This window comes from Paenibacillus germinis (assembly GCF_013141785.1).
In the GTDB taxonomy this organism is placed as follows: domain Bacteria; phylum Bacillota; class Bacilli; order Paenibacillales; family NBRC-103111; genus Paenibacillus_E; species Paenibacillus_E phytorum.
Map to the genome: position 1 here is coordinate 69,739 of NZ_WHOC01000198.1, position 22,928 is coordinate 92,666.

Below are 22,928 nucleotides of genomic sequence, written 5' to 3' on the forward strand. Positions count from 1 at the left end.
CTTTATTACAAAACCTGTTCGATAAAAATGGTCGTATGCTTGGCCAGATCAATTTCTTTGATATCCAGCTCTTTATCCATCGTATTTTGCTTCGCGATTCGCACAATCGGACGGCTTGGCAGTCCTCTATGCTGTCCAACCACAACACCGGTCTCCCGATTGGACAAACGCACGGAAGCTCCCGTCGGATAGATCGAGACGATCTTCAGAAACTGGATCAAGACATCGCGATCAAGCTGGGTCTCCGCTACCGCCATCATATGCTCGCAAGCCTCATGCGGCAGCATACGGCGCCCTAAGGAGACATCAAACAGCAAATTATCGTACATATTCGCGACGGCCGTAATTTTCGCATAAATATGAATTTCTTCACTCATAAGTCCTCTCGGAACCCCTTGCCCGTTAAGCGTTTCATGATGTTGGAAGGCCACATGGGCAATGAGCAGGCTGAATTCCCGCTTGTTCTTCAGAAGCTCGAAGCCGCGCCAAGTATGATGCTTCTTCATGTCGGGCGACTCATCATCGCAAACAAGCTCCAGCTTACCCACATCATGAAGAAGCGCACCAATGGCGAGCTCCTTCAATTGGGTTCCATTGAATCCCATATTAATCCCAATGAGCACGGCCATCATACAGACATTCGTTGCATGGACATACATCTTGTTATCCTCCGTACGAATATCCGTCAACTGCACAAGTACATCACGATTTTTCATGATCTCATCGAGCAGCGTATTAATCGAAATACTCATAGCACGCGAGTTAAATTCCTTACCCGACTGGATAGCCGCGAACGTTTGACCCATTTGCTGCATAACGATACGTTTGGTTTCATCCGAAAGGATTTCCGGGATTTCTACATCCTCTAGGTTCGGGTCTTTGATGTAAATCATTGTGACTCCGATTCGGTTAAGCGTGTTAATCATAAACACCGTCAATTGCACATCTTCTGAAAGCAAAATAGCTCCATTGCTGGCAAATATCGTTCGGCCCAAAAATTGACCCGGCTCAACGGAATCCAAATGCACATATTTCATAGGATTCACTCCACGTTTTATTTATTAGTTATTACCGTATTCGAGCTTCGTTCCAAATCGAGCAAGAGTACTTTAATTGGGAGACCTCCACCGTAGCCAACAAGGTCACCACTAGCGCCAATGATGCGATGACAGGGGATAATGACGGGAATTGGATTTTTATTGTTAGCTCCACCAACCGCTCTGACGGCTTTCGGTGAGCCTATGGCTTCTGCAATATGTTTATAGGAAGCTGTCTCTCCATATGGAATAGAAAGCAGTGCTGTCCAGACTTGTTTCTGGAAATCAGTTCCATGTAAATCCAGTTCACTCTCAAAGCTTACACGTTCTCTTCTAAAATACTGCTCCAACTGCTCCACAATCGGTTCGAGAAGTGCTGCATTCTCTTGCAGCTCATGCCTGCCAAACCAGCGGTTAGCCCATTGCTGTAACTTCTCTCGGTTCTGTTCGTAGGTGCCGAAATCGACCTTGCAGAGCCCCTGTAAGGTCGATACAAGAACAAGAGGACCTATTGGAGAATTAACCTCCGTATAGGAAAGGACGATCGCAGCTTGTGTTTGCTGTGTCATATCTGCTCTTTCTCCCCCTTATCAGCTGTTGAATGGCTTACAACGTCGAGCGCCTTCTCGATATCCTGCATAACAGCGGGTTCCTGCTCGGCTATTCGCGCTTTATCGAGAGCAGCCGCCGAGTCTTCGCCGCCAATGTGCCCTAGCGCCCACGCTGCTGTAGCCCTGATCTCAGAGCGCGGATCTGTCAGCAGTAGCTCTCTCAGGACAGGTACAGCCGTCCTGTCCTTGAAATTCCCTAGCGCGATAATCGCATTGCGCTGGATCGGCTTCTTGCCTCTCCAGGACGCTGCGATGCGCCCGTACTGTTCTTTGAAATCCTTGTTCGACATGGTCAGCAAGGGGATTAATAAAGGCTTGACCTTCTCGGGGTCAGGCTCGAGCTCGGGATGATGCGTCCAGTTCATCCCCTTGTTCTTCGGACAGACGATCTGGCAGGTGTCACAGCCGTAGAGGCGGTTGCCGATTTTGAGCTTAAATTCATCATCGACATAACCTTTGGTCTGCGTGATGAAGGAGATGCAGCGGCTTGAGTTCAGCTGCCCTGGTCCGACCAGCGCTCCCGTGGGACAAGCATCGATACAAATCGTGCAGTCCCCGCACTGATCCATAATAGATGTATCGGATGTAAACGGTATATTCGTGATCATTTCGCCCAAATAAACCCACGATCCCCACTCGGGGGTGATGACGGCGCAGTTTTTGCCAGTCCAGCCGATCCCAGCCCGCTCGGCTACGGCGCGGTCGACGAGTGCACCAGTGTCGACCATGCTCATTAGCCTTGCGTCAGGCACGCGCTGCGCGATGAAAGCCTCCAGCTTCGCGAGTCTATCGCGAAGCACGTCGTGGTAGTCGCTCCCCCACGAGGAGCGCGAAATAATCCCCCGATAAGCCCCAGGCTCGGATCGGGGAGGGTTTGGCAGTTTCGACGGGTACGCAACAGCGATGGAAATGATCGACTGCGGCGCGTCGAAGCTTAAGCTTGGATGTACCCGCTTCTCGATATCCGGCTCTTCGAAGCCGGATTCAAACCCCTTCTCCCTATGGCGGAGAAGGATCTCTTTCAGTTCTGTGAACGGCTCCGCTGACGTGAAGCCGATCTTATCAATACCGAGGGACGACGCGGCTTCCACGATCTCTTGTTGTAGCCTGCGCCAGTCCGCATCTGTTCCTGCTGCTATGGAAACCGCCAACCCTCTCACCTCTCTCTTCTTTCGCGTCCGTTAAATTTAAAGCTTCTTGGCCATCGCGAATGGCCACAGCACATACTCGGCCCGTCCTTGGATCTGGCCGATAGGAACAGCCCCAAACCTGCGGCTGTCGCCACTTGCCGCCGCATGGCGGTTATCGCCCATCACGAAGACGTGGCCTTGCCCGACGCGTGTCGGTCCAAAGTCTCCGTCCTCGATGAGCGTATCTGTATACGGCTCCTCGACCTTGTCGCCGTTTACATAAAGAAAGCCGGCTCGGCCCTGCACCTCGTCGCCCGCAATCGCGACAATCCTTTTAACCAAAAAAGGATGTGTCACTGTGACAAACTCCTCAGACTCTTTGAGAATGACAATCTCTCCGCGTTTGGGTGCTTTTAAGTACGTAATGGCCTTATTCACAAACAACCACTCCCCTTCCTGCAAGGTGGGCTGCATGGAGTGACCTCGAACCGTGGAGAGATTGAATCCGAATTGATGTACGAGGATAACGACAAGAAGAGCTACAAGAATGGATTTCGTCCAATCCCATAGCTCATGGGTTAGGCTTTTAGCCTCATGATAGTTCTTAGGCTGAGAAGCTGCCTTATTCGATTCACTGCGTCCTACAAAGAAGCTCATTTATGCTCCTCCGTTCTTATACTTTTCCCACTGCTCGTAATAATACATAACCATATCATCTTGAAACGGCGGCTTGTCCGCGTTCACCAGCGCGAGTAAAGCTGCAAGACCTTCCTTCACTTTCGTTTCCACAAGAGAAGAATAGTGATAATTCAGTTTATGGCGTTCATATTCATCTTGATCTACGATATGCACGGAACGATCCGGCATTCGAATAACATCAAGGTCGTAGTCAATATAAGTCAGTACTTGCTGGGTCACATACAGTGGAGATGCGACATTGCAGTAGTATCTAACACCTGTTTCTTCTATAAGTGCAACAATATTAAACCACATTTTAGGAATAAAAAAAGATACCCCTGGAATGCGGCTAACCCACTCCTTGCCGTCTGCTTCCTGAATCTTGGTCTGGCTGTTAATAAACACCATCATTTCTTGCTGATGATGATCGGCATGAAGGATGTGCTGTGGTACTCGCCAATTCGTCAGCCACATCCGGTGAAGATGTCCATCATGTTTGAAGCTTTTTATCACATACGGCGCAAAGTTATCCATGTCCAAAGCTCCTCTATTCACAGCTGCCGAAAAGTTCCCATATTATATAGAAAAGCATATCTGACCCCCAATTGCAATGGCGGCACAGATATGCTTCCCTCGTTCCAAATCTATTCATTTCATGGACATCCGAATGATCAGTTAAACACTGACTTTCTTCACAATGCTGAGACGATGTGCGGTACGGGAAAAGTCCGATGTGCTGTAACCAGCAGACTCGTAAACAGGCAGCACCATTTCATTATGGATATCCACCGTCACCATAATCTTCTTCACGTTCCGTTGAAGGAACCTTTGCTTCATTGCTTCGATCAAAGCTTTACCGATACCTTTGCGTTGATACTCTGTTGCAACTGCGATCCGATAGTAGTAGCCATTGTTGTTATCAATCGTACCGATAATCATGCCTACAACTTGCTCTTCTTCTTGAGCGATTAAAACAAGTTCTGTATCCCATGATAGCTGACGTGCAAATGCTTCAATCGTTTCCTCATAGCAGGTTTCCGATAAAACATCCTGCAGAAGCGTCTTCACCGAAGAGGTATCACCAAGCTGAAATGAACGAACGTGCATACGGTTCTCTCCCAATTCCACTTTTATTTGTTAGGAATAATTTTTTTGGTAAAGTAGTAAATACGACAAAAAAGTGCGGAATCCTGCTAAAAATGTGTCAAAATTCACAAAAAACTTTGTTTTTTTCGTAAATACTCTTGAAAGCGCTTAAATGCAAGCGTTTTCAACAAATTGTTTCAAATATTTAGCATATTTATTGTCTAAAAGATATGGACCTCATGTATAAAATTCGTACTAACGTCGGATTTTATAGAAGGATGAGCAAAGAATGGGAGGTGAATTCATGTCAAACAATGAAGAGATCGGAGACTCATACCCACGAAAGATACGTGATTTTCAGGTACTGAGCTCCATAAAACCTAGCGAATGGACGGAGATCGAACTTCGATACAATCACAGTGCCATGAGCGATTTATCTCCTTGGCTCAATGAACAAGGAACCCATATTCACAGTCAAATCATCCAGGAAATTGAGCGCCGCGGCGTCTGACTTAGTAAACATACATGTTGCTTTATTATCGAAATTCCTTCATAATGAAGTTGAAACTACATAATTTTAGGAGGTATTTATACAATGGCACATCAATTACCAGCTCTTCCGTACGCGAACAACGCACTTGAGCCACACATCGATGCAAAAACAATGGAAATTCACCACGATCGTCACCATAACGCCTATGTAACTAACCTGAATGCAGCTCTGGACAAACACCCTGCTCTGCATGACAAATCCTTAAACGACCTGATCGCTGACCTGAACAGCCTTCCTGAAGATATCCGTACAGCTGTACGCAACAATGGTGGCGGACACGCGAACCACTCCCTTTTCTGGGAAACAATCGGACCAGAAGCTGGCGGAGCACCTACTGGCGCTTTAGCAGCAGCTATCGAGAGCGAGCTTGGCGGTTTTGACAAGTTCAAAGCAGACTTCGCTGCAGCAGCTACAACACGTTTTGGCTCTGGCTGGGCTTTCCTAGCTGTTGACAAAGCTGGCAAATTGAAAGTATACAGCTTGCCTAACCAAGATAGCCCGATCATGGAAGGCGAAACGCCAGTCCTTGGTCTTGACGTTTGGGAGCATGCTTACTACCTGAACTACCAAAACAAACGCCCTGACTACATCGCGGCTTTCTGGAACGTTGTGAACTGGAACGAAGTTGGCAAACGTTACGACGCTGCGAAGTAATATCTGTGCATAGAGAAAGCGACCCCGCGGGGTCGCTTTTTTTTTGCTATGATACGGAACACTTTTAGCATAAGTGTGGCTATACCGCGCGTCATGAAGCTCATAGATCAAACTGGACATCCTTAGGCTGAGGTATTGGAATTCCCGTTGGATAAAATCCAATTAAACACCTATTCAGGCTTTGAATATCCTACTTCCATTGGAGAAAATCCAATAGGAGCTAACCTTTTTCCATGAAAATTAGCATTTGGATGCAGTTCGATTGGAAATAATCCAACGGTAGATGTCATTGTTAGGCCTGTACGGGAAAGACATTGGATAACATCCAATGGTTGATGTCATTGTTAGGCCTGTATGGAACAACACTGGATAAAATCCAATAGTTCAATCGTTCAATCGTTCAATAGATCAATGCTTTATTTTATCCATCCAGCCATACACCTTTGCTTTTTATAACAAATAGCGTTGATTCGCAACTACTGCATCAAACGTGAGTCCACCAAGCAGTTCTTGAAATCAAAAAAGCGACCCTTGAGGGGTCGTTTTTTGAATAACTCTATTTTATTAGCAAGAGGAGATTTATTGAGGAGCCTTTGTTTGAAGCAGCTTTAATCCCATTCCAATAAAGATAACACCCGTTATTTTGTTTAAAACCGTACCAATCTTTGCGCTTCCTCTTACTTTTTTTGTAAGGTGCGAAGAAAAATAGGCAATAAAGAGACACCATAGCAATCCAGTGAACGTAAATGTAAGCCCTAGAATGATAAATGGGATAGGACCAGAAGCCTTTTTGTCAATAAATTGCGGGAGAAAGGCAATGAAAAATAAGGAAACTTTTGGGTTCGTAAGACTGGTCACAAGCCCTTGCATATATATTTTGCTTATGTTTTGTTTATTAGACTCAGCAGCAGCACTAAAGTTTACATTTGATTTATCAAGTAACATTCGAATGCCAAGATAAACTAAATAGATGACTCCCACTATTTTAATGATATTGAATAGGAGAAGTGATTTTGTTAGTATGATTGATAAACCAAAAGCAACTAATAAGGTGTGAATTAAAGAGCCACTAATAATGCCATAAACCGAATAAATACCCGCATTTCTCCCCTGCGAAATACTTCTTCCCACAATATACATTGTGTCAGCACCAGGAATAAGATTCAGAAGAATTCCAGTTAGCAAAAATACCTCATAATTAATTATTCCATACATATTCGCACCCCCCATTTTTTTACGATTTTATCACATTCAAGCAAGTTGTATATAGAAAGATTTTAATTTTTTCAACTTCTAAACCATCCCCGTACATCATGCACTGGAAGTTCTTTACGCATACACTGGAAAGCTGTACGATATAGACATGGTCAAGCTGTTCCGTCGGCAACGTCGCGATATCCCCCTAGGCAAGAACAGCTGGTCGTTTAATATGGCCGAAATGAGATGAATGCCTGGTGAAAACAATCGTTTCTTTACTCCAAAATGTCCCCTTATTTCAAGAGCTTTCGGAAGAAGATTTACAGGCAATTGCCCCTTTATTCATAGAAAAAAAAGCAAAAAAGGGCGGAATTCTTTTTCTCGAGGGTGACCAAGGTGAGGAATTATTTCTTATTAAATCTGGTGTCGTGAAAATATATCGCTTGGATGAAGCCAAGGAAATTATTCTAGCTTTGTTTCGTGATGGGGATTTTTTCGGTGAAATGTCCTTGATAGGCAGCGGTCATACTCGGTCAGCAACCGCCGAAACGATGGAGTCTTGTACACTCTATATCCTTAAACGTACGCTATTCACTCAGTTCATGGAGAAGAGCCCTAAACTATGTTTAAAGCTCCTAGAAACCACGATGGGACGACTGCGTCTAGCCAATGATCAAATCTACGACCTTACGTTCTTAGGGGTTCGCTCTCGTATCATGAAGACCATTATCCGTCTATCTGAGCAGCATGGTGTCCCTACATCTGAAGGTCTTTTGATTAATGTAAAACTTACACATCAGCAGCTAGCTAATATGGTTGGCACTGTGCGAGAGTCCGTAACCAAGGTGCTGCAAGAGCTCCTCGACGACGAACTTATACAAATTGATAAAAAGTTAATCACATTAAGAAATGTAGATGCCATTAAGGGCGAAATTCGATGAGAAAACCTCTATCGAGGCCATTCAAGGATGAGCGACCGCGTTTAAATGTAAGTTTTATCGCCAATAAGAAAGCGGTTTTCGGGAACCGAAAACTTATACTTTATTATGTGGTAAAAAAAGAGAAAGCAGAGGAAGTTACTCCTCGTTTCTCTCCTGCCACTCTTTCATAATCCGTATAAAAACGTTCGGAAAAGCGTATTGATCGAGCTCGTCCGGGCCTACCCAGCGATAATGAAAAGGGATCCATTCTCCCCCATGACTCGGGCGGTTCGCGTTGCTTAGTTTGGCGCGGTATACTTTCATTTTCCAAACGATATGACTGAAAATATGCTCTGTATCCATGAACCACTCGTTAGGTTCGATACCGATTTGTTCCTGATCCACAAGAGCTTGACGGAGCTCGCTCCTATTATCCTCATCCGAATTCCATCCCTCAGACTTCCAGGCCACATGTGGCAGCTCCCACATACGAGCGAGCAACCCCTCTTGCGGGCGCTGCCTAATCAACCATTTCCCTTCGTTCTCACCCGTACCTTCTACCAAAGCCACTGCACGCAGTTCTGGACGCGGAGGTTTAGCTTTCTTTTTGATGGGTAGGGCTTCTTCCATACCAGCTTCACGCGCGGAGCAATGCGCCATAACAGGGCACGTCAAACAGTGCGGTGAACGAGGCGTACATACCATAGCCCCAAGCTCCATCAATGCTTGATTGAAATCACTTGCCGTACCTTCAAGGATGAGTTCGCGTGCCAACTTCTCCATTTTGGTCCGTGTTGCAGGCTTCATAATATCTTCTTCTATTAGAAAATAGCGCGACAGGACTCGCATAACATTGCCGTCCACGGCAGGTTCAGGTTTATTATAGGCGATGCTGAGGATCGCTCCTGATGTGTATGGGCCGACGCCTTTGAGCGAGGATATCTCCTCTTTATTTTGGGGGACGATACCGTCATAGCGCTCGTGAACTTCTCTGACTGCCGTTTGAAGATTTCTAGCGCGCGAGTAATAGCCGAGCCCTTCCCACGCTTTGAGCACGTTCTCCTCTGGTGCAGTCGCCAATGCTTCAACCGTCGGAAATTGATCGACGAAGCGATGGAAATACGGAATCACCGTATCCACCCGGGTTTGCTGCAGCATGACTTCGGAAATCCATATATAATAAGGGTTTTTGCTTCTTCGCCATGGTAAATCCCGTTTATGTGTTTGGTACCAATCCAATAGATTTTTGGAAAAATAAACCTTCTGTTCTTCGCTGTACATGAGCTCTCCTTCTCTATGGGACACGTTCCAGTTATAATGAATGAATGGACATGTTTCCATTATACGAGAAGTGTGGAACATAAAACTAGAGGTGAATGTATGCAAAACTCAAAACAAACAGATCTGGCAAATACGAATCGGCAGGACTTGGCGAATAAAAGAAAAGCCTGGATCGGTCAAGCTAACGCATTAATCCCGCTTCTGTTCATTTGGGGCGCGGAATGGATGTTCAGCGCGATTGTCGATGTAGCGATTTATTGGCGCGACTTGGATTGGTTGAAGCAGGCGGCTTTTATCACAGCGGTTGTGGCCAGCTTGATTCAAATATGGAGCCTGCGTAAGGAATTTAGGGCTGACTCTGCTGAAGGCGCGCGTGAAAGATCAGCTAGCTCAGGTGGACATGCAGGTGCAGGGTCTAGTGCTGGTGAGCACAGTGGCTGGGGACATCCAGCGCTTCTAGTGCTGCCTGCAGCGATGCTCATTGCAGCCGTTGCTCTGCTCGAGGCCATTGGTGCTGTTAGCCCGCTCTTCGCACCAGTGTTGCGAGCGTTCATTCTCGCCATCGGGTTCGTGCAGGTCGGACTCCTGCTAGGTAAACCGCTTGTTTACCTTGGCTTGTGGCTGTTCGCCTTGTCTGCGCTGATGGGCGTGTGGTATTTAGGTTACTCCGGTGTTGTTCTGGAAGGAATGGGCGGCATTAGCCTTATTCTAAGCGGGTATATGCTGCGCGTTTGGGGACGGTAAGTGGAATGAGGATAAAGTAGAAATGATGTAAAAAGCGCATCAAAATCTAACTTACACCTCCCATTTCAGAAGAGATCATGCAAAAAGTGCATCTAATTCGGCGGATAGCTCCTATTTTCGGCTAGAGTGCGGGAATTTGATGCACAAAATGCATGATAACTCTTCAAATCAGAAAATAAATGATTATTTGCTGTTTGGTGCTACCCAACAGGTAGATTGTGGGACGAAACCCCAACATAGGAGGAAGCTCGCTATGGAACAAAACAAAAAGGCTTGCACTCGCGCAAGCCAGAATAAATATCTAATCGGCGCGCTCGTCATTGCGCCGATGGTTCTAGCGCTCGCCGCGTGCGGCGGCGGTACTTCGGGTGGCAGCGCCGCCACGAAGACACCGGCAGCAACCGCGGCAGCTGAGAGCAACCCTGCGTTCGTGAAGGCGCAGGAGCTCTTCACAACGAACAAGTGCATCAGCTGCCACGGCATTGATCTTGCTGGCAAAGTCGGCCCTAAGACGAATTTGCAAAAGGTCGGCAGCAGACTGAGCAGCGAGCAAATCGCGAACAAGATTAAGAATGGCGGAGGCGGCATGCCAGTCTATAAAACCACGATTTCCGAAGAGGAAATCGGACTTCTATCCGAGTGGCTCAATTCGAAGAAATAGTCGCCGCTTTAGAGCTTTTCCACGATTGCATAGGCGGCAGCCATCGATTCCGTATGTGTAATACTAATATGGATGCGGTGGCTGCCTATTAAGCCTGCCCGCAGCAGCGCAGCCTCGTTCACATGGCATACCGGTTTGCCAAGTTTATCCGGCAGCACCTCGACATCTTGAAAGCCAATTTGTTTGCCAATGCCGCAGCCAATCGCTTTGACAATGGCCTCCTTAGCAGCAAACCGGCCTGAAGCAAACTCAGCAAGTCGGCCTCGCCGTCTCTGCGCCAACTCTCTCTCCTGAGGCGTCAGAATCCGCTCAAGAAACCTTTCGCCCGTAGAACCCTCTAACATTTTGCGAAGCCGTGCAATTTCAACTAAATCCGTTCCGACCCCAATAATCATAGACTCCTGAGCCCCACTTTTCTTCCAACGTTGTGCGTACAATTTACATGATTCCTTGCTTGCGGTCAAGGGGGAGTAAGAGCTTGTCTGTACTTGCCCCTAGTCTATCCTTGTTCATTCTTATGGATGTGAATTGGATCATGTTATTCTCCCCAGCTCTTCATTTCCCCCCCAATGCTTACTTCGAGGTAAGTAAGTTACACTATTTTCAGCTCTTCTGCCGAGCCTCGACTAGGGGTATACTGTGTATAGATTTAAAAGCTGGGAGGCCAAACATAATGAGAATCATGCCGCTAGAGAAACGTGGAATATCGAATAGCCGAGTCGTCTATGGATGTATGGGAATTGGTGGGGAATGGAATTCGACTCCTTATACAAAAGAAGATATCATCATCGCTGAAAAAGCTGTAGAAGCTGCATTGTCGATTGGCATTACGATGTTCGATCATGCTGATATTTATAGAAAAGGCAAATCCGAGTCTATTTTCGGAGAAATCCTCAAAAAAAGACCTGATCTGCGCGACCAAATCATTCTGCAATCCAAATGTGGAATTCGCCCTAGTGACGGCGTGCTTCCAACTCGCTTTGACTTCTCCAAAAGCCATATCATAAGCTCGGTTGATGGGATTCTGCAGCGTCTTGGCGTGGAACATCTGGATATTCTCTTACTGCATCGTCCAGACCCGCTTATGGAACCGGAAGAGATTTCTGAAGCTTTCAATCAATTGAGATCAGCTGGAAAAGTGCGTCATTTCGGTGTATCCAACATGTCTTCCGCACAAATTCGTTTCATTCAAAATTCACTGCCGGAACCGCTCGTTGTGAACCAACTGGAAATGAGCCTGGCCCGTCTAGACTGGCTGGATCAAGGCATTTCAGTCAACCAAAAGGCTGGCTTGGACACCAATTTCGCAGACGGCATCATGGAGCATTGCCAAATGCAAGATATTCAAATCCAGGCTTGGGGCCCTCTTGCCAATGGGAAGTTCTCTGGCAGCAGTCTAGATGATGCGCCTGAAACCGTAAGACAAACAACGGCTCTCGTGCAACAATTAGCCGACAAATATGAAACTAAACCAGAATCCATCGTGCTCGGATGGCTCATGAAGCACCCTGCTCGCATTCAACCGGTTATCGGTACATCTTCCGCAGAACGGATTGTCGCTTGCAAAGACGCCGTGAGAGTAGCCGAATCCCTGACCCGCGAAGAGTGGTACACCCTTTATACAAGCTCCCGCGGTCAAGAGATGCCATAGACGCAATTCACGAAAACAACCCCCGACCTTCTTGGCCGGGGGTTGTTTTATGTCTTTACGAGCCTTACACACCCGGAATCGGGATTCGTTTATGCTCCGTTTTCAAATATTGCTTCTCCAGCTTCTCCTGCACAGACGGATCAATTTGCTTGCCTTCGAGGTAGTCACTGTTATCTCCGTATGTAATACCCAGCTCGTTCTCATCCGTTTGGCCGTCCCAGAGTCCAGCTGTCGGAGCTTTATCCAACACGCTTTGCGGTACGCCAAGCTTCGAGGCTAGTGAACGAACTTGACGCTTGTTCAGCGTACTCAGCGGCGTAATGTCGACCGCACCGTCGCCATATTTGGTAAAGAAGCCAGTGATCGCTTCAGATGCATGGTCTGTCCCTACAACGATCAGGCCAAGTTCAAAAGCAAGCGCATACTGCATAACCATGCGTGTCCGCGCTTTGATGTTGCCTTTGCCGCCGCGGCTTACATGCTGATGAACACCGATATGCTTGAGACCATACTCGACTTCAATGGCGATTTCGTCGACAGCTTCTTCAATATTATTCTCGATTTGATACTTCAAATCGAAAGCTTTGGCCACCGCGTAGCTGTCCTCGATATCCACTTGCTGACCGTATGGTTGAAACACACCAACTGTTTTGTACTCTTTGCCCTTTTCGGCCGTCAGCTCGTCCGTCGCTTTCTTGCATAAACCCGTAGCTACAGCACTGTCAATGCCGCCACTGATGGCAATCAGCAGGCCGTTTGCATTCGCACCCAGCACATAGTTTTTCAGAAAGTCCACACGTTTGCGGATTTCTTCATCCACATCAATCTCCGGCTTAACGCCGAGCTTCGCGATAATTTCTGTTTGCAAACTCATGCATCTCTCCACCTTTTCTATAGTTTGAAACCATTCATTCTTTAAGATTTAGTATAGACTTTCATTCCTGAAATTTCAAAGACAAATCCATCGAACATGGATCCAAAAAAGAAAAGCCCACCTTTGCAAATACTGCAAGGCGGGTCTTTCTAATCCTATTTATGCTATTTATTATTTGCAGAATTCATTGAAGGCACTAATTAAGTCGCCAGCAATCATATCTGCGGAGCGGTCTTCGATTTGGTGACGTTGAATGAAGTGTGCGAGTTCACCATTTTTGAATAATGCGATGGAAGGGGATGATGGCGGGTATGGCGCCAAGAATTCACGTGCTTTCGCAGTTGCATCCTTCTCTTGTCCAGCGAACACGGTGTATGTGTATGTTGGCAGTGTATCGTTTTGAAGTGCTTTGGCTACACCTGGACGACATTGGCCGGCTGCGCAACCACAAACGGAATTGACGACTAACAGCATCGTGCCATCCTTCGATTTTTCAATCGCTTCTTCTACTTGCTCAGGTGTAAGAAGCTCTGTAATACCCAGACGAGTCAAATCTTCTCTCATCGGTTTAACCATATCTTTCATGTAAGAATCAAAAGACATTGCCATATGTGCCACCCCTTAGGATTTATTAGTTACTCTCAAAACGTAATCGTTACCACTTATATTATACATCCGATAGCCATGAAAGCAAAGTCTTATGTCCCAAATAGAAATAAAGCGAAAGCTTTTACGCTTCCGCTTCATCTTCGTTCTTCTTACTTGAAGCCTGTCCAGGCTCATAGGAAACATCTTTATCCGGATGCGTGAAAATTCCGCTTTGCGGCACGATGCCTTTTTCAAAATATTCTCGATTCTCGGCGCTTTGGAAACCAACATCCTTAAAAGGATGAACCCATTCATCTCCGGCCATGACCTCAGGGTCTGTCTCTGCCGTCCACTGCTCTAGCGGGGAATTGTCCGATTCATACTCATGATCACCGATAACGACGCCATGCTCATTCACAAAAGCTTCTCGCGGACCGCGCCCCTGCTCGAATTGAGGGAGAAATTCAATCTCGAACGGATCGAGATCGCTTTGATTCTGATTTCTCTGGTCCTGAGCTGATTTGGCCATCTTATTCTTGTCTGGACTCATGTGGAAGGTCGGTTCGGACCGTCCAGTTTCTTATCAACAAAGCCCTCTTTCCCTGCTGGTGTTGCGGCCTTCTCGCGCTCTTGGTTTTGCTGTTCTTGCTGGACTTGCGTCTTGGAATCGTTTTGACTCATTGCACTCAGCTCCTTTCTGCTAGTATTATGTGTCAAAACGGGGAGAAGCATTCCGACGATAAGCATGAATAGAAACAATAGCTGCGCTGAGCTAAGATACAGCAGTGTCGGTTTAGCAGCACTAAAAAAGCTAGCTAGCATCCCCACCGATCCCCCATACAACAGCGAATATTTGAGCAGTACGCCTTGTCCAAGCGTCTTCTTACGCGGCTCTATAACATGCTGCCAAATAAGCAGTGGCACAAGAAGCAGCGAAATATATGCATGATAAGGATGAAAACGAGATACCGTACCTTCGACCCCAATGCCCCAAGGAACCGTTGTAAGCAGTCCATATGCGGGAATCAGTGCACAGAATAGGAAACCAGAAGCCGTCATTCCAATTGCGATAACATCCAGTACAAGTAAGAGTGGAGTTCGATTTTTACGAATTTGGTAGTACATGTAGATACAAGCAATCAGCACACCTAAAGCAATCTCCGTACCCGAGCCAGACACCAAAAGCAGCTTTAATGGATTATTCCACAATAGGGATGGCTGCGTCACAATGACCCCTAGCTTCCAGGTCAGCAAAACGATAATAGCACTGTTAAAAACAAGATCCTCAATAGGCTTGGCAATCACGATTTGGTTATCTTTCAGCAAACGCTGCGATACCCTTCGAATTAGCCACAGTCCCAACGCACACGCCAGCAGCAGTGCCAGTAATCTTCCTTGCAGTTGAAACGGTCCAATCTGTAACACATCAGGCATAGATAACGCCAGCCTCTCTCATTCGACTATCTTTATCCTAGTCAAAGTAAGAGGCATCTGCAACTGTTAAGGCTCCAAGAATTGGAACGTGAATGAGGATTTCTTCAATTTCTCAAAATGAAAGCCGGCTGCTTGCAGCTTTTTGATCACGATAGGCAGCGCTTCTAAGGTTGTTGTCTTGTAGGTGTTATCGTGCATCAGCACAATAATGCTCTTCTTGCCGCGGCTTGCGCTAAGCACGGAATCGATAATCATTTCCCTATCTTGCACAGGAGCAGCCGCATCGGTTGAGCTCACATTCCAGTCGAAATACTGGTACCCCTCCTTTTTCACCACGCTAGCTACTTTACTCATAATGCCTCTGCCTCCTGGCTTCCAGCTCAAGTGATTATTCGAACCTCCCGGAAATCGTAGAATATCAGGACGATAGCCTACCGTTTCCTCCAAAAGCTGGTCCAACCTACGAACATCCTTCATGAAAGCTTCAGGGGATTTATAAATACGATTATAGTCATGTGAGTATGTATGATTCCCTAGGGCATGGCCTGCAGCGACGATTTGCTTATAAAGCGCGCGCCCCTCGCTCGTATCCGCGCCGACAACAAAGAAAGTGGCGGTGACACCGAATTTTTTTAAAATATGAAGTATCTTGCTCGTACTCTCAGAGGGTCCGTCATCGAAAGTGAGGTATGCAATTTTACCAGAAGAAGTGATATGTGGAGGTCCCGTGTAGGAATGCTGCGTTTCCACGATTTCGTCGTCTACGTAAGTCGCTGTGGAAGCCGTGGATGTCTTCTCTGGTCCATTTGGTAAAAGTGGAAATGTCTCGATGGATACTGATTTCGGTTCCTTCCCTTTATGTAATTCGGGCGTCGAGCATCCAATTAAGCTAGATCCACTCAGAAACATCGTTACAAGTACACCTGTTATCCGAATCATGTTACCCATTCAAGTTCCCCCCTGTTGGATCTGAAACTCTCTTCTCCATCGCGAATAGTCGCTCCATTAGAATCCGTTCTTATTATGGCTTCCTTTGCTTTCGACATTAAACCCAATATTTCCCGGGAAATTTGTAAAAGTGCTGTTTTCTTCGTCTAAATAACATAAATAAGCGCGAAAACCGCGCTTACAGCGAGAGCTATTTGAGCTGAAGCTCGTCGGCAGAGTGTCGAAAAAGCCCCCCACAAGGAGGAGCTTCTTCATAAGACGACTCACACTTTTTATTTCTCAACGAATGGAAACAGCAGCTTTTGATTTTCTCTTGTGTACATATTTTCTTTCGTGATAACCTCAGAGCCAGTATCTATTGACGCCTTGACGTTTTCCCCACTATAAACCTGAAGTGCTGTTTTCACCGCTAAATATCCCATGTTAAAAGGCTTTTGCACAATAGTCGCTTGCAGGATCCCAGCCTCCAGAAAAGCTATTTCATTCATTGAGCTATCGAAGCCGACCAGCTTAATGTTATGCTCCGGATCAAGCTCTTTTAACGCCCTCGCAGCCCCTACCGTAGATACTTCATTCAATCCGAAAATGCCGCGAATATCCGAATGTTCGGCAAGGAGCTGTTTCGTTTGCTCATACGCTTTGTCTTCATAACCATTACTATATAAAGTGTCTAAAATCTGCACGGAAGGATCATTCTTCAAATGGTCTCGCACCCCATTCTCCCTATCCAGCTGGGTTGTGGATCTCTTGACAAAACTAACGATTGCATAGGTAGCAGGTCCCTGTACATAGCGATTCATTGCTTCAACTGCTTTGCTCCCTGCTGCATAGTTATCAGTTGCAATCAAACTGGTAGAAACACTGCCCTCTAGACCCGAGTCTACGGTAATTAGCTTAATGCCGGAACTTATTACTCTTTGAGCAACTGGCACCAACCGGTTATAATCCGTTGCCGCCAAAATGATGGCTTTTGGCTTCAATGCGATCGCCTCTTCCACCAACTTTATCTGCTCGTCAATGTCGGATTCGGACGGCGTACCCATCACTATCACCTCTGTATTGTACTCTTTGGCCGCCGTAGTCACTCCTTGGTTCAAAACCCGCCAAAATTCCACATGAGGATCGATCGTCTTTGGAATGAGGATAAGCGGCCTATCCTTTGCCTCCATGCCCTTTGACACGACGAGGTACGCAGTCGTCATGAGCAGGACCAGTATGACTGCAATCGTTACGTAGCTTGCTCTAATTTTCAACCTCACACCTCAATTCTCATTATCGAAATGGATTGGGGGTATTGCCGGAATACGTACAGTTACCGTCGTGCCCTCTTCCAGCTCACTCTCAAATTGCAATCCGTACAGCTCCCCGAAATAAAGCTGGATGCGATGATTCACGTTATGCAAGCCGAAGCCTTTGCCTGACTCTGTTTGACGTGTTTTGAGCATCAACATTTTCAATTTCTCTTCGCCCATCCCAACACCGTTATCCATGACCTTGAGCTCAATATCTCCTTCGATCCTACGTCCCGTAATTCTTATATGACCGCGTTCAGGTAGATGCTTCATTCCATGATATATGGCATTTTCAACCAGAGGCTGCAAAATAATCTTCAATATTCGACAGCTGAGAATGTCCGATTCTACTTCAACTTCGTACGTAAATTTATTCCGATAACGGATGTTCTGAATCGTCAAATAGTTCTGAATGTGCTCCAATTCAACCGCAATTGGTATGAGTTCTTCCCCTTTGCTAATGCTCGAACGGAGGAGTTTGGACAAGGCCGAAGTCATCGTAACCACCTCATCCACCTTACCCATTTCAGCCATCCAAATGATAGAATCCAGTGTATTGTACAGAAAATGGGGCTGAATCTGCGCCTGTAATGCTTTCAGCTCACTGATTCGTTTGACTTCCTGATCTTTCAAAGTTTGGTTCATGAGCTCTTTGATTTTGCTGATCATTAGATTAAAGGTACGTGACAGTTTACTGATCTCATTCGCACCCTCTACATCGACGCGAATGTCGAAGTTGCCTTTTTCCACCTGCTTCATATGGACTTCCAGTTGTTTAATCGGCTTGGTTAGGGTGACCGATAACAAAATGGAAATCGCTAAGGCAATGATTAACGAGATGCCGCCCCACATCGCAGAAGTGAGCTGCATGCCCTTCTTATTTCCGCTTAGATCTCCAGCGTAGGTAACCCCAACAATTTTCCAGCCAAATTTCGTAGTACGGACGGTGTAGATTTTACTTTGCTCTTTTTCTTGCGTATGGAAAGTGCTGTCCTTCGCCTGCAAAAGTGTAGGAATATCCTCTGATTTCAGCCCTGAGTAGATAAGCTGCTGCTGAGGATGATAAATCAGATCGCCTGCTTGGTCGAGTATGAACACGTACCCTCTTTGCCCAAGCTGAATTTGATTGCATAGATCATTAATGACGTTATAATTCAAATCGACCAACAGAACACCGCTTGCTGCACCAGGCAATGGATTAGGCATTTGCTTACTGATCGATACGACCCATTTGTACTCATCCTTATATAGGTGCTGAACGTGTGAGGGAGAAATGGCCACGTCGCCATTGACTTTACTAGCCTTGCTGTACCATTCTTGCGCAATTAACTCGGCATACGATTTGAAATTTGCATCCATGCGTTCCGATACGACGGCTCCATTGGAGCCCGCAAATACGATGGAAGCGATATCGTTCCGTGAAGCAACAATGGCATGAAAATAACTGCTGATCTGACTCGCTAGCTGCACTCCCTCTGTTCCCTTCGGGTTATTCAACGCCAAGTATCTTTTCAAATCAGCATTGCTCAGCGATAGCGCAGATATACTTTCCATGTTACCAATGTAGGTTTGGATATTTTTGTTTACCTGCTCGATAAGCTGCTTGGTGTATTCCAATGAAGTATCCGTAACAGCCACTGTAGAGAGTCGGTAAGCGCTGTAGCTTAGGATGATGGTCGTGCAAAGGATTAAGCATGAAAACGCCAGTGCAATCTTCGTATGAATGCTTTTGAATTGAATAGGACGCTGCCAGATTCTCATAGGCTCGGCTGACCTTTGTGCGCTGCTCGGAATTCTTTGGGGGTCATGCCTGTATTTCTTTTGAAAATAACACTAAAATATTGCGGATCACTGTAGCCAACCTTGGCGGCCAACTCATAGGTTTTTAGCTGCGAAGCAGCGAGCATTTCTTTGGCTTTATCCAAACGGTAACGGGTCACGTACTCGACGAAAGTCTCGCCCGTATGCGGTTTGAACAAGGCACTGAAGTAGCTCATGCTCATATAAATATGATTGCACACCTGCTGAAGCGAGAGCTGTTCGTCCGCATAATTCGCATGAATATAGGCGACCGCGGCTTCCATCTGGGCTTGAGACACTTTGGTTCGTTTCTCAGCCAGCAAGTCCACGAGCGCTAGACAAATTTCCTCTAACCAGAACCGCACATCATCTAAGGTTTTCCTCGCATATAACTGCATAAAAGAATGATCGCCAAGCACCGCAGCTTCTTCGAAACCAGTCTCCACCAATACGTTCATTAAGGCGACAAGCAGTTTATTCAGTTTGCCGTAGCATTTGTCCATCGAGCAGGAGCCCTTCTTCATTTCATTGATCCAATCCTGCAGCGTAAGCGTTACGACTGTCTTTTCACCTGTTTTAATGGCAGAAATCAGCTTCTTCTCCATATGGATGTAACTAAGATTGTCCAGGCTGCTCCCAAATTCCATATCCCCAATCGAAATAATCCGGTTCTTCCCGAGCAAAAAACGGTAATCTAACGCAGAAAGCGCTTCCTGAAATGCTTTTGGCAGGTCTCGCAGATCGCTGTAAGTGCGACCAATTCCCATCGTTACCGTCATGCTCAAATATTTCTCGATACTGTGCCTCACATGTTCGGCAAGCGTTTGACAGGTCAATTCGATCCTTTCCGAATCGCCAGAAAGCAGTGCGACAAGCTTGTCATCACGCGTTCGGAATACGATGCCGCCTTGTTCTTTCTCCATAATTTCATGAAAAATGTTGTAGGCTGCAAAGCGTATCAGCTCCTCCTCAGCCACTGGGTCACTGTGGAACTCACGGTGAAATTCATCAATATCAAGAGCAAGTACCGTAAAACTAGGACCGCCTAAAGACAGTCCAAACATCTGGAACTTGCGATCAATTTCATCTTTTCTCATACAGGAAGTAACTAACCGTTCAAGAAATCGCTCTCGAAGAAGCGGCATGCTTTCGTGAAACTGATGACGGAGAAAGGTGACATCTTCCCTTTGTTTGCGCTCCTCATCCAGCTCTATCCTTAACTTATGAAGAAATTCGGTGAATTCTGCGGCGTTGATCGGCTTCAGTAAATAATCTTTGACCTTGAGTTTGATCGCCTGCTTCGCATAATCAAAATCCTCGTAACCGGTTACAATAATAACTTTAACATCCCGGTAATTCGCGGCAATGAGCTCTGTCAGTTGAAGGCCATCCATGAACGGCATGCAAATATCTGTAATGACGGCATCCGGCTGCAGACTCTCCAGCGCCTCATAGGCATCTCTGCCATTATCGAAATCTCCAACTAGTTGGAAGCCGCACGCCTCCCAATTCGTTTTCCGCTTGATGCCTTCTCTGACTTCATCTTCATCGTCAATCATGATGATTTTGTACATTATGGGTCACCTCTGGCGAAATCGAATTTAGCTCTATGTGTATTGTACACAGCAGTTTCATTAAATGACAATAGAGACTGCCCGTATTGGCGCAGCCTCTTCATACTTATTCGTAGAGCAGCGGCTTGATATCAGCAGCATCAATGTTCGTTTTGTCGTACCAGTGGAAGCCTGTATCGATCGATTTAGGAACAGTCTCTCCTTTAATCGATTGAACGGCTGCTTTCACTGACCAGTAACCGATGCCGATCGGATCCTGTGTAATGGCACCAGCCATCTTACCGCTGCGGATCGCATCCGTTTGCTGCTTGCCGGAGTCGTAGCCAATGACAGTGATCTTTCCATCTTTTTTCAGCTCTGTCACGGCATTGATAACACCGATTGCGGATCCTTCGTTCGCACCGAAGAAACCTTTAATACTCGGATGTGCTTGGATAATGGCTTTGGCCAAATCTGTGGATTTGAGTTGATCGCCTCCGCCGTACTGCGTATCAACAATTTTGATATTCGGATATTTCTCTTTGATCCGATTCGTGAAGCCATCCCGGCGATCAATGCCCGTACGGCTCGTTTGGTCGTGTACGACAAGGGCGATCTCACCCTCGTTGCCGATGAGCGATGCCATTTTGTCCGCTGCCAGCGCGGCGGCAGCTTTGTTATCGGTGGCGGCCGTCGTCACCGGAATGTCGCTGTCTACACCGGAGTCAAAGCCGATGACGGGGATTTTGCCTGCTTTTGCCTTCTCCAGCAGCGGCGTAGCAGCTTTGCTGTCCAGTGCAGCGAATGCAATGGCTGCTGGCTTTTTACCTAATGCAGCTTGCAGCATTTCAATTTGCTTATCCACTTGCGTCTCCGTCTCTGGACCTTCGAACGTAATCTCTACATTAAATTCTTTGGCGGCTTTCTCAGCGCCCTGTTTAACAGCTTGCCAGAATTGGTGCTGGAATCCTTTTGAGATGACCGGAATATAAATTTTATCCGATTTGGCCGCCGCAGGCGCCGCAGTTGTTGATGCTGCTGGCGCAGCCGTTGTCGCCGCTGTTTTCGTATCCGTCGTTTTGGCACCGCATGCCCCAAGTACTATCGTCGTTAATAATAATAGCGATGATGCTACCGCAAATTTCTTTGTCCGTTTATGCAATCTAATCTCCCCTTACTTATAGTTTGTTGTATGTGACTCCGACTTGGAGTGAATACCGAAGTTTATGTCTTACGGCGTCGGATCATATCCGCGTAGACCGCCAGTACAACGACAACACCTACAATAACCGTCTGCCATTCTTGTTTAACTGATAAGATTCGCAGCCCGTTCGTGAGCACGCTCATAATGAGGGCACCGATGACAGTTCCGAGAATGGATCCTTTGCCACCACTTAAGGAAGTGCCGCCGATGACCACAGCCGCAATCGCTTCCAGCTCATAGCCAGAGCCGAGCGCGGGTTGAGCCGAATTGAGACGGGAGGCCATCATAATGCCGGCGATACCGCTGAACACGCCAGTCAGCGAGTAGATGACAATTTTCCAATAGTCTACATTAACGCCGGAGAGCCTTGTGGATTCTTCATTGCTTCCTAGGGCAAAGTTATAACGTCCAATGATCGTCCTCGATAAAATAATGCTGGCAATGATCGCAGCGCCGAAGAAGACGAGAATGGCATTCGGAATTTCGAAGCCAGGAATGATTGAATTAAGAATGGACCCCATCGAAATCTGCGAGAATGCGGGCGTATCGTTAAAATAGATCGGCTTCGTCCCAGAGATGACGAGAGAAAGACCTTTGGTCACCATCATCATAGCTAGTGTTGCAATGAATGGTGGAATTTTCATCTTCGCTACGAGAAGCCCGCTGATGAGACCGCAAACGGCTCCAGTAGCAATACCTCCGATAATGCCAAGCGGCATTGGTAAATGCCACGTTGTGATGATCACTCCCGCCATCACCGAGGAGAAGGTCATAACGGTTCCGACGGCTAGATCAATTCCCGAGGTGATGATAACGAACGTTGAACCTAGAGCAAGCACGCCGATAACGGCCGTTGAGAGCATAATGGCTACGATGTTATTGAATTGAAAAAAATTGCTGGAAGATACCGAGAAGATAATAACCAGCATAATCAAGCTGGCGAATGCCAGCAGCTTCTGTGCCGCGCCAGTTTGACTCGACATCGTGGGCACTATTTTTTTACGTACAAGCCATGTTGACATCATGATTCCT

Annotated in this window: 25 protein-coding genes; 6 read left to right on the forward strand and 19 right to left on the reverse strand. The window is 46.5% G+C overall.

What is annotated here, in order from left to right; translation table 11 throughout:
* Nucleotides 1-5: 5 nt before the first annotated feature.
* The 6 genes from GC102_RS38155 to GC102_RS38180 form a co-directional block, all read right to left on the reverse strand.
* Nucleotides 6-1,037: an HD-GYP domain-containing protein gene (locus tag GC102_RS38155; RefSeq protein ID WP_171694150.1), complete on the reverse strand. Its 1,032-nt coding sequence runs from the start codon at nt 1,035-1,037 to the stop codon at nt 6-8.
* A 17-nt stretch (nt 1,038-1,054) separates the two neighbouring features.
* Nucleotides 1,055-1,606 (reverse strand): methylated-DNA--[protein]-cysteine S-methyltransferase, encoded by a 552-nt coding sequence (locus tag GC102_RS38160; protein ID WP_171694151.1) that lies wholly within the window; start codon nt 1,604-1,606, stop codon nt 1,055-1,057.
* On the reverse strand, nt 1,603-2,799 hold the full coding sequence (gene queG, locus GC102_RS38165; protein ID WP_171694152.1) for a tRNA epoxyqueuosine(34) reductase QueG: 1,197 nt from the start codon (nt 2,797-2,799) through the stop codon (nt 1,603-1,605). Before queG ends, GC102_RS38160 begins: the two co-directional genes overlap by 4 nt.
* A gap of 36 nt (nt 2,800-2,835) precedes the next feature.
* A complete protein-coding gene (gene lepB, locus GC102_RS38170) occupies nt 2,836-3,435 on the reverse strand; it encodes a signal peptidase I (RefSeq protein WP_171694153.1) in 600 nt (199 codons plus the stop codon).
* Nucleotides 3,436-3,990: a DUF402 domain-containing protein gene (locus GC102_RS38175; protein ID WP_171694154.1), complete on the reverse strand. Its 555-nt coding sequence runs from the start codon at nt 3,988-3,990 to the stop codon at nt 3,436-3,438.
* A gap of 141 nt (nt 3,991-4,131) precedes the next feature.
* Entirely contained in the window at nt 4,132-4,563 is a 432-nt protein-coding gene (locus tag GC102_RS38180; RefSeq protein WP_171641230.1) for a GNAT family N-acetyltransferase, read from the reverse strand.
* Between the two features lie 283 nt (nt 4,564-4,846).
* Between GC102_RS38180 and yfhS the strand changes: the two genes are divergently transcribed.
* The gene (gene yfhS / locus GC102_RS38185; RefSeq protein WP_036632516.1) at nt 4,847-5,053 is read left to right on the forward strand and encodes a mother cell protein YfhS; all 207 of its coding nucleotides are present in this window, start codon (nt 4,847-4,849) and stop codon (nt 5,051-5,053) included.
* Nucleotides 5,054-5,137: 84 nt separating this feature from the next.
* Nucleotides 5,138-5,749 (forward strand): superoxide dismutase, encoded by a 612-nt coding sequence (locus tag GC102_RS38190; protein WP_029194504.1) that lies wholly within the window; start codon nt 5,138-5,140, stop codon nt 5,747-5,749.
* A gap of 579 nt (nt 5,750-6,328) precedes the next feature.
* Here GC102_RS38190 and GC102_RS38195 read toward each other — a convergent pair.
* Nucleotides 6,329-6,964 (reverse strand): LysE family translocator, encoded by a 636-nt coding sequence (locus tag GC102_RS38195; protein WP_171694155.1) that lies wholly within the window; start codon nt 6,962-6,964, stop codon nt 6,329-6,331.
* A 239-nt stretch (nt 6,965-7,203) separates the two neighbouring features.
* Here GC102_RS38195 and GC102_RS38200 point away from each other — a divergent pair, with 239 nt between their 5' ends.
* A complete protein-coding gene (locus tag GC102_RS38200) occupies nt 7,204-7,887 on the forward strand; it encodes a Crp/Fnr family transcriptional regulator (protein WP_171694156.1) in 684 nt (227 codons plus the stop codon).
* A gap of 135 nt (nt 7,888-8,022) precedes the next feature.
* Here GC102_RS38200 and mutY read toward each other — a convergent pair whose 3' ends face one another.
* Nucleotides 8,023-9,147, reverse strand: a complete 1,125-nt coding sequence (mutY, locus tag GC102_RS38205) for an A/G-specific adenine glycosylase (RefSeq protein WP_171694157.1) — start codon at nt 9,145-9,147, stop codon at nt 8,023-8,025.
* Between the two features lie 99 nt (nt 9,148-9,246).
* Between mutY and GC102_RS38210 the strand changes: the two genes are divergently transcribed.
* Both GC102_RS38210 and GC102_RS38215 read left to right on the forward strand, forming a co-directional pair.
* On the forward strand, nt 9,247-9,891 hold the full coding sequence (locus tag GC102_RS38210) for a hypothetical protein (protein ID WP_246321360.1): 645 nt from the start codon (nt 9,247-9,249) through the stop codon (nt 9,889-9,891).
* A gap of 253 nt (nt 9,892-10,144) precedes the next feature.
* Nucleotides 10,145-10,552 (forward strand): c-type cytochrome, encoded by a 408-nt coding sequence (locus GC102_RS38215; protein ID WP_281367751.1) that lies wholly within the window; start codon nt 10,145-10,147, stop codon nt 10,550-10,552.
* Between the two features lie 8 nt (nt 10,553-10,560).
* Here GC102_RS38215 and acpS read toward each other — a convergent pair whose 3' ends face one another.
* Nucleotides 10,561-10,947 carry a holo-ACP synthase gene (gene acpS / locus GC102_RS38220; RefSeq protein ID WP_171694266.1) on the reverse strand — a complete coding sequence of 129 codons (387 nt, stop codon included), beginning with the start codon at nt 10,945-10,947 and terminating at the stop codon, nt 10,561-10,563.
* Nucleotides 10,948-11,225: 278 nt separating this feature from the next.
* Here acpS and GC102_RS38225 point away from each other — a divergent pair, with 278 nt between their 5' ends.
* Nucleotides 11,226-12,203, forward strand: coding sequence for an aldo/keto reductase (locus GC102_RS38225; RefSeq protein ID WP_171694158.1), 978 nt, complete (start codon nt 11,226-11,228; stop codon nt 12,201-12,203).
* 64 nt (nt 12,204-12,267) lie between these two features.
* Here the strand turns inward: GC102_RS38225 and nadE are convergent, their stop codons facing one another.
* From nadE to GC102_RS38275, 10 genes are all read right to left on the reverse strand, one after another.
* A complete protein-coding gene (gene nadE / locus GC102_RS38230) occupies nt 12,268-13,077 on the reverse strand; it encodes an NAD(+) synthase (RefSeq protein ID WP_171694159.1) in 810 nt (269 codons plus the stop codon).
* 171 nt (nt 13,078-13,248) lie between these two features.
* The gene (locus tag GC102_RS38235; RefSeq protein WP_029194512.1) at nt 13,249-13,686 is read right to left on the reverse strand and encodes a BrxA/BrxB family bacilliredoxin; all 438 of its coding nucleotides are present in this window, start codon (nt 13,684-13,686) and stop codon (nt 13,249-13,251) included.
* Nucleotides 13,687-13,807: 121 nt separating this feature from the next.
* Nucleotides 13,808-14,215, reverse strand: a complete 408-nt coding sequence (locus tag GC102_RS38240; RefSeq protein WP_376769441.1) for a DUF3905 domain-containing protein — start codon at nt 14,213-14,215, stop codon at nt 13,808-13,810.
* Entirely contained in the window at nt 14,212-15,099 is an 888-nt protein-coding gene (locus GC102_RS38245) for a prolipoprotein diacylglyceryl transferase family protein (RefSeq protein ID WP_171694160.1), read from the reverse strand. The genes GC102_RS38240 and GC102_RS38245 overlap by 4 nt, the downstream gene beginning before the upstream one ends.
* A gap of 66 nt (nt 15,100-15,165) precedes the next feature.
* The gene (locus GC102_RS38250; protein ID WP_171694161.1) at nt 15,166-16,047 is read right to left on the reverse strand and encodes a polysaccharide deacetylase family protein; all 882 of its coding nucleotides are present in this window, start codon (nt 16,045-16,047) and stop codon (nt 15,166-15,168) included.
* A 272-nt stretch (nt 16,048-16,319) separates the two neighbouring features.
* Complete coding sequence (locus GC102_RS38255; protein ID WP_312883502.1) at nt 16,320-17,306, reverse strand: substrate-binding domain-containing protein; 987 nt, start codon at nt 17,304-17,306, stop codon at nt 16,320-16,322.
* A 3-nt stretch (nt 17,307-17,309) separates the two neighbouring features.
* Nucleotides 17,310-19,100: a cache domain-containing sensor histidine kinase gene (locus GC102_RS38260; RefSeq protein WP_171694162.1), complete on the reverse strand. Its 1,791-nt coding sequence runs from the start codon at nt 19,098-19,100 to the stop codon at nt 17,310-17,312.
* Nucleotides 19,097-20,713 carry a response regulator transcription factor gene (locus GC102_RS38265; protein ID WP_171694163.1) on the reverse strand — a complete coding sequence of 539 codons (1,617 nt, stop codon included), beginning with the start codon at nt 20,711-20,713 and terminating at the stop codon, nt 19,097-19,099. Before GC102_RS38265 ends, GC102_RS38260 begins: the two co-directional genes overlap by 4 nt.
* A gap of 106 nt (nt 20,714-20,819) precedes the next feature.
* Nucleotides 20,820-21,854 carry an ABC transporter substrate-binding protein gene (locus GC102_RS38270; RefSeq protein ID WP_171694164.1) on the reverse strand — a complete coding sequence of 345 codons (1,035 nt, stop codon included), beginning with the start codon at nt 21,852-21,854 and terminating at the stop codon, nt 20,820-20,822.
* A gap of 62 nt (nt 21,855-21,916) precedes the next feature.
* Nucleotides 21,917-22,921 carry an ABC transporter permease gene (locus GC102_RS38275; RefSeq protein ID WP_171694165.1) on the reverse strand — a complete coding sequence of 335 codons (1,005 nt, stop codon included), beginning with the start codon at nt 22,919-22,921 and terminating at the stop codon, nt 21,917-21,919.
* Between the last annotated feature and the right edge of the window lie 7 nt (nt 22,922-22,928).